Consider the following 12,327-nt stretch of genomic DNA (forward strand, 5'->3'; position numbering starts at 1 on the left):
TAAGGTGTATAAAAAAGCATGAAGCAGGCATGGAGGATAACCATGATCACTTCATGCTTTTTTACATGTATGGTAATTATTATACCGTCGTATTCCTGTTCCTGTACTCGGAGGGTGACATCCCCATCAGCTTCGAAAACATTCGCGAGAAATAATACTGATCCTCCACTCCCAGTCTGAGAGCTATCTCTTTCACGGTAGCCTTTGAGAATAACAGATGCTGACAGGACTTCTGTATTTTCAAATGATTAAAATATTCTATCGGTGAATAGCCGGTCTTTTCCCTGAACACGGCTGAAAAATGAGATACAGATAATTCCGCGTAACCGGCAAACTCCTGTAAAGTGATCACCCTATCCAGCTTCTCCTGCATCATACTGATAGTACGCCCGATCACATCCTGCCGTTGCTCCTCACCCGCATGGTTAAACTTCTCTTCATACAGTAATGACGATAGGAAATGATTGAACGTCATGTTGACGTATCGCAGGTTGTCACCACCATACCCTTTTTGCAGGTTGATGCATATGTCTTCAAATAAGCGTATACGCGTTTCGTTATACGTCAGATGCAGGCAGTTGTTCTTCGTACGCTGCAAGATCAGTTCTACGACATATGCCGAGATCTCGCCTTTGAAATGTGTCCAGTATATTGTCCATGGTTCGTGTTCATCAGACATATATTTATGCGGTGTATTCGCCGGTATGATCACAAACTGGGAAGGCCCTATATCTGTCCGCTTTTTGTCTATCTCCACCCAGCCTTTTCCTTCTATACAATATATAATGATATGCTGGCTGACGCCGGCAGGTCTTTTGACATAGTGAAACCGCGCCTTGGGATAATACCCGATATCGGTAATATACAGCTGACGGGTGATAGGGTCCCGCGTCAGGAAATCCGCCGAAATCTTCCTCGGCACCACGATCAGTTGCTGCCCTTCAAACCCCTCCCGCTTCTTTAATACCTTTTCCTTCATATACATGGATATATCACCCAAGATACAAAAACCAGAAAATAATCCATCATATTCATAAGAAACCCCATTTCTCCTCTTCGTCCTAAAAACGAAATTTGACTTCATAAAATCACCATAATTCCACAGTCATCAGCAACAGGCATCACGTTCTGTACAGGTACAATCACAATTACTATCACCATTACAAACACTGGCAAATTCAGGTTATGAAAAGATCTTTATCCCTGCTTCTACTACTGCTTACCTTCCACACATGGGTAGTGGCACAAAACAAACCGCTCGGGGGGAAAGTGGTGGATGCCGCCTCTGGTAAGCCACTGCCTTTCGTCACTATCACCGGCAACGGCAAAGGCACGTCCATGAAGACGGACGCCGATGGCGGATTCACACTTCCTGCAACCAAAGCCACGCTTAGCTTTCGTTATGTAGGATATAAGACTCAAACGATCACCGTCAGTCCGGGAGAGACGTCCCTGCTCGTCAAACTGGAATCAGACATCTCCGGACTAGACGAAGTAGTGGTAATAGGATACGGACAACAAAAAAAGAAAGACATCACCAGCGCGGTGTCCAGTCTCTCCGGGAAAGAGATTTCGGAACTGCCGGCTACTTCTATTAACAGTGCATTACAGGCAAGAGTGCCTGGTGTACAGATCACCAGCGCAGGTTATCAGCCAGGTGCAGGTACCACTATTAAGATCCGGGGGATCAATAGCATCATGCAGGGAGATGGCCCGATCTATGTTGTCGATGGTGTGATCCTCACCGGCGATATACGTGAGATCAACCCATATGACATCGAATCTGTAGATGTGTTAAAAGACGCTTCTGCTGCAGCTATATATGGCGCCAGAGCCGCTTCCGGCGTAGTCATCATCACCACAAAAAAAGCCAGGACGGGAAGAGCGTCTGTTGACTACAACGGCTATTACGGCGTTCAGAAAATCGTTAAGACCTACGACTTCATTGATGGTGCCCAGTATGGATACCTGCGCAGGCTGGCATGGGCTGACGAAGATCCCAATGCCTGGCCGATGAACAATCCGGAGACCGACAGGAAGATCTTCAGTGCGGTAGAACTCAAAAGTCTGGCTGAAGGCAAGACCTACAACTGGCCGGATGCCATCACTCATGCAGCACAACAGCAAAGTCATACGCTGAGTATCTCCAATGGTATTGGCAAGAATAAGGTCTATCTCAGTGGCAACTATCTCAACCAGGATGGCATCATCAGGGGGTCAAATATGAAACGTTATAGTCTGAAAGCGAACATTGAATCAGCTGTAACAGATAAACTGTCTATCGGACTAAATACCAACTTCTCTCATATCGGTACTGACATTGTCAGCAACGAGGCCTACTATGGCGCAGTTACCATGAGCCCATTGCGTCCTATCTATGATTCTGCCGGTAATCCACTGATAGAAATTGACCCCAGTACAGGTAATCTGACAGCCAATAATCCGCTGACACTGACCAAAGACGCCGTTAACCACCGTGTAGACGACAGAATGATCGGTAACATTTACCTGGATTATAAGCTCTTCCCTGGGTTGAGCTTCCGCTCGAACCTGGGTGCTGATATTTACAAAAACCAGCAATTTGAATACTATCCCAGAACGACCAGCGACGGTTACCTGTTAAAAGGGCTTGCCAAGGTACAGAACTTCGGGTTCAGGGACTGGTTGTGGGAGAATACCTTTACCTATGACTATAATCCTTCTGAGGATCATTCACTGAACCTCCTGTCTGGCTTCACCTTCCAGAAAAGAAGACAGGAATGGAACTTTGAACAGGCTTCAGGCTTTCCAACAGATGAACTGAGTTATAAGAACATGAGCCTCGCCAACAGAAGAGACTATATACTGAGTGACTATTTTAACTGGTCAACCAGCTCACTGCTGGGAAGGGCCATCTATAAATACAAGCAACGCTATATCCTGAACTTCACTGCCCGTTATGACGGGTCATCGCGCTTTGGTGCACAGAACCGTCATGGATTCTTTCCTTCAGTCAGTGGTGCATGGAGACTCATAGATGAACCCTTTCTTGGCGTGAAATTCAAATCACGGGTCAACGATGCCAAGATCAGGATGAGTTATGGTGTGATCGGCAATCAGGATATTTCCTATGATAAGATCTACTCCCGCATGAATGCTGCCAGTTATCCATTCAATGGTAATACGCAGTCCACCGGCTACCAGATAGGCAGTGCCAAAGGCAATGATGCGCTAAAATGGGAAAGTCAGCATCAGTTCAATACAGGCTTTGATGTAGCCGTACTAAACTCACGCGTACAGCTTTCTTTCGATTACTATAACAAAAACATTAAAAACCTGCTGTTACAAAGAGGACTCGCGCCTTCACAGGGATTCGATACGATGATGATCAACGTAGCGTCCATGAATACAAAGGGCATTGATATTGGCATTAAACTCGCGCCTGTTAAGACGCCCAACTTCGACTGGCAGATAGATCTGAACTGGTCAAGATACCGTTCGAAAGTCACATCGCTGCTGCCAGGCAGGGACTCCCTCAGTCCTTATCTGAAAGTAGGAGAAGCACCGAACAGCCTGATCGTAGATTATGTGTTTGACGGGATCTACAATAAAGGCGATGACTTCTCACTGAACCCTACAGGAAAACCGGGGGATGTACGTATAAAAGACCTGAACAACGACGGTATCATCAACCAGTATGACCGTGCTATTGTAGGACGTACTACGCCCAAAGCCTGGGGAGGTATCTGGAACTACTTCCGGTATAAAAGAGTGTCGCTGACAGTATTCGCCAGCTATATGTACGGGCATAATATCTATAACAAGGCGTACATGGACTATGTATATTCCGATGGCCGCCGGGTGATCCTGAAAGACGGACTGAATTACTGGACACCGGAGAACCCGGGAGCAAATTTGCCAAGACCCAATGCCTTCGGCAGTTCTACAAGAACACTACCACAGGGTTCTTCCAGCTTTGCAGTGCAGAAAGGAGACTTCCTCCGCATCAGGAATATCACCCTGGCGTACGACCTCTCTCCTACCCTGCTGGCAAAGCTAAAGATCAGATCACTGGGCATCTATGGCCAGGTAATGGAACCATTCCTCTTCACAGGATATAAAGGTACTGATCCTGAGATCGGTGTGGGTATGGGTTCGTATGATATCTATCCCCGCTTCTCTACTTATCTGTTCGGTTTAAAAATGGGGCTGTAATTTCTAAAAATAACACACATGCAAACGCATCGCTATATACTGTTATTCATTACGCTAACGGGCATACTGTTCAGCGGTTGTGAAAAACAACTTGACATCAAACCAGAAGTATTTATTTCTCCGGAAGAACTATACAAGGATGAAGCGGGTGTAATAGCCGGCATCACAGGCATCTACCGGCAACTGCTTGTATTGAAAAGATCGGACTATGCCGTGGTGGGCATGGTGGGAACAGATGAAGCCAAAATGACCATTTTCGTACCAACCTGGGGGCCCTACTGGCAGGGATTCGCGGCGGTGAATAACTATTCCAATCTGTTAACAGCACAGAATGATGTAGTACAGGGCTTCTGGACCGTCTCTTACAAAGGCATCAACAATGCGAATGTGGCTATCAAATACATTCAGAAGGCGCCAGTCAGCGAAGAACTGAAGTCGCGTACGATTGCAGAAGCACGTTTTCTCCGGGCACTGTTCTACTTCTACCTGGTACAGCTGTATGATGGTGTGCCCATGCCAACAGAAGCTGATAACCCGGAAGCGGACAAAGAAGGCTACCCACGCCGTACGGCGGAGGAAGTATATCAGCTGGTGATCACAGATCTGCAGTTTGCCGCCGACCACCTGAACAGCAAAGGCACTAACGGACCCGACGCTGGCCGCGCCACCAAAGAAGCGGCCACCGCGCTGTTGGGAAAGGTATACCTGACACGTAAACAGTACGATCTTGCGAAGAGCATACTGGCGCCCCTGCTCACATCTTCAAAGACAACGCTGATGCCAGCATATGCAGATCTCTTTGTAGAAAAAAATGAGAACAATACAGAGTCACTTTTTGAAGTGCAGTTCTCCAACGAACCGGACAACACCAGCAATATGGCTAATAATACCGGCGCCTGGCAGATCAACTCTCCCGGCCTGTCGGGGGCAGGTGGACATGTCATCATTCCGACTGACTATTTCTTTAACAGCTTTGAAGACGGAGACCTGCGCAAAGACGCTACCTTCCGTACTATATTTTATGATGTGAACGGGAATGTGGTAGATTATTCCTGGTGGGCAGATGTTGGAAAACCACACGTTAAAAAATTCGACATCACCGCCGGAGTGTCTGTCAGTGGTTCACAATCTTCCAGGAACATGTACTATCTGCGTCTCGCAGATGTGATACTCATGCATGCGGAAGCAGCCAATGAAAGCAATGACATCAATACTGCCCTCGGTGAGCTGAACATCATACGGGCACGTGCAGGACTGGACAAATGGGAAAAGGCGCATGGAGGACTGCCATCACAGGACCAGCTGCGTGACGCGATCATGACTGAACGGATGCATGAACTGGGCTTTGAAGGGTGGAGATGGTTTGACCTGAAAAGGACCGGTAAACTGATAGAGACCGTGAAAGCGAATAATATAGATGCCACGCCTAACATCCAGCAGAAACACCTGTTATATCCTATTCCGGCAAAAGAATTTGAGAACAATCCGAAACTTACTCCTAAAGATCAAAACCCAGGCTATTAATTCATGAATTATTCCGGTAAAATATTACTGAGTGGCCTGCTCACCTGCCTGGGTGTAACCACCGTACAGGCGCAGCATATCAGTCAGTCACCCGATAGCGTGGTCATCGCTAATGATCATGTCCGCCTGCATGTTGATACCCGTACCGGGTATATTGATTACCGCTTCCATAACGGAGTAGTACTGCAACACACAATAGCTGGTATCGACGAATTACAGGCAGGTCATTTAACAACGGCCAGTTTTTCTAAACATCAGTGCAGTACACAACCCGTTAAGGACGCTACCGGCAATGGGACGCTGCTGACAATCATTCACAGTAACCCTGCCGGTGCATTACAACTGGAGCAACAGATCACGGTGTATGAACAAGCCCCGCACCTGCTGCTGAAAGTGCAGGCTACCAGTAATACCTTGCTTGAAACACGCCACATCTCTCCACTAAGCATTCTCCCGGAACAACAGGGTTACCTGACCATCCCGGGCAATGCGCCCCGTATACTCGATGTACCATTTGACAATGATAACTGGGTACCCGTTGTAACCCGGCAATGGCCTTCCGCAGCCGGCATGAGTTATGAGTTTACAGCTATTTATGATCAGCATACAATGGCAGGACTGGTAGCAGGTAGTATTACACATGATACCTGGAAAACGGGGTTGCAGTATAAGGCGGGTGAGACAACCGGAAGGCTCGATTCTTTCATTGTCTATGGCGGTGCGGCTACGAAAGACGAAAAGCGTCTGCCACCGGCTTACGGCGGACTGGATGGCACGCACGATCATCTGTCTCATGGCACCTTACAGGGGCGCATAATAGCATCTCCGGTGATCTTGCTCTCAGCTACCAGTGATACGAGAGAAGCGTTCCGGACTTACGGTCAGGTGAATGTGCAGATGGCGGGTAACCGTGAGTGGAAGGGGCATGCACCGTTTTACTGGAACAGCTTCGGCGTTGAGAATGTATTGGGCTACACGAAAGTCATGATGCCACCGGGCGTCATCAAAACATCGGACTTCCTCGCCACGCTGGACAACTTCAACAGGTATGCCGAGCCGGTGCTCAGCGTAGACTCTTATGACCAGTCCGTTTATACCACCTCTCTCCTGACATCGCTGTCTAAGTATGGACGAAAAAAACATCAGCAGATGGGCTTTTACTTTATCCCGTTTGCAGTATGGACCTGGAAGAATACCGTCGAAACGCAGCAGTTGTCGGGTACACCGACCCCGCTCAGTGAAGTGGTGCTGCGCGATAATAACAGACAGCCCATCATGTATAAAGAAGGTGACTGGGCGGCTTATGCCATTGACCCGTCTCACCCGGCAACAAGAGCTTCCATTATACAACAGTTACTGAAAGCCAAAGCTATTCATGCCACCTTCCTGAAGATCGACTTTCTGACGGCAGGAGCACTCGAATCCAGCACACGCTATAACAGGAACATCCGGACGGGCATGCAGGCTTATAATGAAGGCATGAAAATGCTACGTTCACTTGTTGATTCCATCCTGGGACCGGACATCTTTATTACGATGGCCATCTCGCCGATCTTCCCGCATCAGTATGCACATACCCGCTTTATCTCTACAGATGTTTACTCACACCTGAGAGATGATCAGCCGGGGTTTCCTCATTATGGTAGTACAGCTGCCTCGCTGGCAACAGGTTCACACCTTACCTGGATGCAGGGTACGCTGTGGCCGTTTACAAATCTGGATGTGGTCGTAATGAAGAATTTCCAGCAGAACCCGGATCTTAGCGAGCAGGAAATCAAAGTCCGCCTATATGCCATGATGGTAATGGGGAGTATACTGGGTGATGGTTCTGACTTCCGGCAAAAAGTAGCCGCTGACAGGGCAAGGCAATACCTGAATAACCCGGCATTGTGCGCTTATTTCAGTCAGCCGGTAGCCTTCACACCTGTAAAGACCTCCGACGGTGACACACAGGACCAGCAGTTGACCTTTTATCGTAAAGGAGATACCACCCTACTGGCCATGTTCAATTTCGTAAAAGACACCACCTTTGAAAGCCGTTGGCAAACAGCAGGTCTCACCGGCACACACGATTATGAGATCAGGGACTTTATGAGTAATGCCCTGTTGGGAGAGGTCCGTAAAGATCAGGTATCCTTTACGCTCAGCGTACCGGCCCGCGACGCATTACTGGTGAAGCTGGTACCGCGCGATTAATCATGCATACAAACAAAAGAACGACAATATGGAAGTGACAGTCCGGATCGAAAAAGTATCCATTCCGACTTACAAGACAGGCACACCGGAGAAACATCCTATGTTCCTTGAGAAGAGAGTTTATCAGGGCAGCAGTGGGGTTGTCTATCCTCATCCCGTTATTGAGCAGATCGCAGACGAGAAAAGCATGCAGGAGTACAATGCAGTTTTCCTGGAGAATGACTTCCTGCAGATCATGATACTACCAGAACTCGGCGGACGTATCCAGCGGGCCTACGACAAGATCAGGCAACGGGATTTCGTGTATTACAACCAGGTCATCAAACCGGCACTCGTCGGACTGGCCGGCCCCTGGATATCGGGCGGTATTGAATTTAACTGGCCACAGCACCATCGTCCCAGCACCTTCCAGCCGGTGGATTATGCCGTGGAAGAGCATACTGATGGCAGTAAAACGGTTTGGGTCAATGAAGTGGAACTGATGTTTCGTACAAAAGGCATGGCCGGCTTTACGCTCTATCCTGACAGAGCCTATCTGGAGATCAGGGGGAAATTGTTCAATCGTACGCTGTTCCCGCAAACCTTCCTATGGTGGGCGAATCCGGCGGTAAAAGTGAATGAACACTATCAGTCAGTATTCCCACCAGATGTATATGCCGTATTCGATCACGGGAAACGCGACGTATCGGACTTCCCGATCGCTACTGGTACTTATTATAAAGTAGACTATGCACCAGGCACAGACATCTCCCGTTATCATACGATCCCTGTGCCGACGTCCTACATGGCCATCCGTTCTGAATATGATTTCATGGGCTGCTATGAGCACGATACACAGGCCGGTATGCTGCATGTGGCAGACCACCATGTATCACCGGGCAAGAAACAATGGACATGGGGCAATGGTGATTTCGGTTACGCGTGGGACAGGAACCTGACCGATGAAGATGGCCCCTATATTGAGCTGATGACAGGTATGTTCACAGACAATCAGCCTGACTTCTCCTGGTTACAGCCGAATGAAGGCAAAACCTTTGAACAGTATTTCATGCCTTATGCACAGATCGGTGTGGTGAAGAATGCGACGAAAGAAGCCATGCTGAATATGGAATGGGAAGGACAGCGACTGCATATTAAAGTATATGCGACTGCTTTATACAAGGATGCAGCGGTGCTGGTTTTACATAAAGACCGCGAAGTAAAAAGGTTTGCAGCTGCTTTATCTCCATATGCCCCTTTTACAACAGTTTATGATGGAGAGGGACCAATAGTGACGGAAGACTGGAAAGTGGCTGTAATCGGTTCTAATGGGCGGGAACTGGTATCCTGGCAACCAGCACCACCGGTAGCGCATGAAATACCTCCTCCCGCCACCGCAGCAAAACTGCCTAAAGACATTGAGCAGGTGGAAGACCTCTACCTGAATGGCCATCACCTGGAACAATACCGTCATGCTACTTTCAATCCGATAGACTACTACGAAGAAGGCCTAAGGAGAAGTCCGGGCGACATCCGCTGTAACAACGCTATGGGATTATTGCTATTGCGCCGCGGACAGTTCAGTCAGGCAGAACCTTACTTCAGGACAGCCATCAGGACAATGACCAGCCGCAACCCGAACCCGTATGACGGGGAAGTATATTACAATCTGGGCTGCTCACTCCTGCTTCAGGGCCAAAATGCTGCGGCTTATGATGTCTTCTTCAAAGCTACCTGGAATGACGCCTGGCAACATAGCGCTTTTCTGATGCTGGCACGTATTGCGGCCACCCATGAGAAGTGGGATGATGCACTGGCTCTTGTAAAAAAGTCACTGGTACGTAACTACCATAATCATACCGCCCGGCACCTGCAAACCATCCTTCTGCGGGAAAAAGGACTGACGGATGAAGCGATCACATTTGTGCAGGAGTCGATGGCCATTGATCCTTTTAACTATGGTTGTCTGTATGAATCCTACCTGGCTACCCAGGATAATAGCATACTGGAACGTATGCACACCCTGATGCGGGGTTCCGCTAATAACTACCTGGAACTGGCGCTGGATTACGCCTATGCCGGCCGTTATTACATAGGTATTTCCCTGCTTCAGTCGTACATTGACGTGCATGGCGTTACCTCTCCTCTGTTATATTACTACATGGGATGGCTCGCCTCCCGCCGGCAGGCTACAGAACAGGCGCTTGATTACTACCGGAAGGCATCGGAGCAATCACCGGACTACTGCTTCCCTAACAAGATCGAAGAAGTACTGATATTGCAGGATGCGTTAAAACACCTGCCTATGGATGCCAAAGCAGCCTGCTACCTGGGTAATCTTTGGTATGACAAACGGCAGTACGCCGCCGCCATAGAATGCTGGCAGCAATCGGCCGCCCTGGACGATAGCTACCCGACCGTACACAGAAACCTGTCGCTCGCCAGTTATAATAAGCTACATGATAAAGAAGGCGCCATAACAGCCATGGAAAAAGCGTTTGCCCTGGCACCTGATGATGCGCGTATCCTCATGGAATTAGACCAGTTGTATAAGATCACCGGCAAACCATCCTCAGCGCGATTATCGCTGTTGGAGAATAATATAACACTGGTGCATATGCGGGATGATCTCTACCTGGAGAGAGTGACCCTGTATAATAACCTCGGTGAATTTGAACAGGCCCGTCAGCTATTATCACAACGGCAGTTCCATCCATGGGAAGGCGGTGAAGGTAAGGTAGTAGGACAGTTTATTCTATGTCATACCGCCCTGGCTAAACAGGCCTTACAACAGGCAGACTACACAACCGCCCTGTCTCTACTACAGGCACTGGAACGCTATCCGGATAATCTCGGAGAAGGAAAACTCTACGGAGCACAGGAAAACGACATCAATTATCTGCTGGGATGCGCCTACGCAGGCTTAGGCAACACAGAACAGGCAAACGCCTCCTTCATGGCCGCCACAGTAGGTATCAGCGAACCAGTACAAGCCATCTACTACAACGATCCCCAGCCAGACAAGATCGTGTACCAGGCATTGGCATGGCAACAGCTGGCGCAGCCGGAAAAAGCCAGACAGATCTTTGAACGTCTTATCCAGTTTGGTAAGGCACACCTGCAGGATGAGATCCGTATTGACTACTTTGCAGTGTCCCTTCCGGATATGCTGGTCTTCGACCTGGACCTTAACCTGCGCAACCGTATCCATTGCCTGTACCTGATGGGACTAGGCTACCTGGGCTTACAACAGGAGCAACAGGGACAGCAACTACTGAATGAGGTGCTGGCACTAGACGGTAATCATCAGGGAGCGACCTTTCACCCGTTCACTAAAACAATGCTATGCTGAATATAAAAAGCGGTACGCTCTCTGCCACCCTCAGCACATATCAGGAGACTGACGGAACAGCATTGCAGCAAATCACCCTTGAAAACGGTATCATCACCGTACAACTAATTAACCTGGGTGCGACCATTACTTCAATACATACACCAGACAGGACCGGCAGCAATAAAAATATTGTTGCCGGTTTCCCACATCCGCACAACTACCGGGACAACCCCGCTTACTTTGGTTCGACAGTAGGACGTTATGCCAACAGAATAGCCGGTGGCAGGCTGACCATCGGTAATATGCACTATCAGTTGCCCGTCAATAATGGGAACAATCACTTACATGGTGGTGTTGATGGATTTCATAAAAAGGCGTGGCAGGTGACTTCCTGCACAGAAAACGAAGAACAGGCTGCGGTTACCATGGAATATGTGAGCCGGACCGGCGAAGAAGGCTACCCAGGTACACTGACGGTACACGTCACATATGCATTAGACCTGCATAACCGGCTAAGCATCCTGTATATGGCATATACCGACCAGGCAACAGTGGTGAGTCTGACTAATCATTCATACTTTAATCTTACAGGGTTCGAGCAACCGCTGGTAACTGATCATCTGCTACGTATAAATGCCACTGCCTACACTGAAAAGAACGACAACAATACGCCTACCGGGCAGATATTACCGGTAGCAGGCACACCGCTTGATTTCACCAGTTTCACACCCTTAGGTACAAACATCGATCTGCTAACTGCCGACGGGGGCTTTGATCATAATTACGTACTTGATCATGCCAGCTCCCCTTCAGGAAATCCAGCAACGCCTGCCGCAGAACTGGAAGACCCGTCAAGCGGACGATTCGTTCAGGTTTTCACCGATCAGCCGGGCTTACAGCTATACAGTGCTAACTACTGGGATGGCAGTCTGACAGGTGCACATGGCCGGGCCTATCTCAGGCACGGCGCGGTGGCACTGGAAACACAGGCATTTCCTGACAGTCCGAATCAACCGCATTTTCCAAATACCATCCTCCGGCCGGGAGAGATCTATAAACGAGAGACCGTATTTGCCTTTGGTGTGCGATAATTTCTTTAC

The 12,327-nt window shown here is 48.7% G+C and carries 6 protein-coding genes; 5 read left to right on the plus strand and 1 reads right to left on the minus strand.

All coding sequences use genetic code 11. The features are described 5' to 3' along the window. Positions 1 to 79 precede the first annotated feature (79 nt). Positions 80 to 979 (minus strand): AraC family transcriptional regulator, encoded by a 900-nt coding sequence (locus GWR21_RS05395; protein WP_162330748.1) that lies wholly within the window; start codon positions 977 to 979, stop codon positions 80 to 82. Between the two features lie 206 nt (positions 980 to 1,185). Between GWR21_RS05395 and GWR21_RS05400 the strand changes: the two genes are divergently transcribed. From GWR21_RS05400 to GWR21_RS05420, 5 genes are read left to right on the plus strand one after another with little or no spacing between them, the layout of a single operon-like run. Next, the gene (locus GWR21_RS05400; RefSeq protein ID WP_162330749.1) at positions 1,186 to 4,194 is read left to right on the plus strand and encodes a SusC/RagA family TonB-linked outer membrane protein; all 3,009 of its coding nucleotides are present in this window, start codon (positions 1,186 to 1,188) and stop codon (positions 4,192 to 4,194) included. 18 nt (positions 4,195 to 4,212) lie between these two features. Then, on the plus strand, positions 4,213 to 5,718 hold the full coding sequence (locus GWR21_RS05405; protein WP_162330750.1) for a RagB/SusD family nutrient uptake outer membrane protein: 1,506 nt from the start codon (positions 4,213 to 4,215) through the stop codon (positions 5,716 to 5,718). A gap of 3 nt (positions 5,719 to 5,721) precedes the next feature. Continuing rightward, on the plus strand, positions 5,722 to 7,914 hold the full coding sequence (locus GWR21_RS05410) for an alpha-galactosidase (RefSeq protein WP_162330751.1): 2,193 nt from the start codon (positions 5,722 to 5,724) through the stop codon (positions 7,912 to 7,914). Between the two features lie 28 nt (positions 7,915 to 7,942). Further along, positions 7,943 to 11,245, plus strand: a complete 3,303-nt coding sequence (locus tag GWR21_RS05415) for a DUF5107 domain-containing protein (RefSeq protein ID WP_162330752.1) — start codon at positions 7,943 to 7,945, stop codon at positions 11,243 to 11,245. Next, on the plus strand, positions 11,239 to 12,318 hold the full coding sequence (locus tag GWR21_RS05420; protein WP_162330753.1) for an aldose epimerase family protein: 1,080 nt from the start codon (positions 11,239 to 11,241) through the stop codon (positions 12,316 to 12,318). Before GWR21_RS05415 ends, GWR21_RS05420 begins: the two co-directional genes overlap by 7 nt. The last annotated feature ends 9 nt before the right edge of the window (positions 12,319 to 12,327 follow it).

Source organism: Chitinophaga agri (assembly GCF_010093065.1).
In the GTDB taxonomy this organism is placed as follows: domain Bacteria; phylum Bacteroidota; class Bacteroidia; order Chitinophagales; family Chitinophagaceae; genus Chitinophaga; species Chitinophaga agri.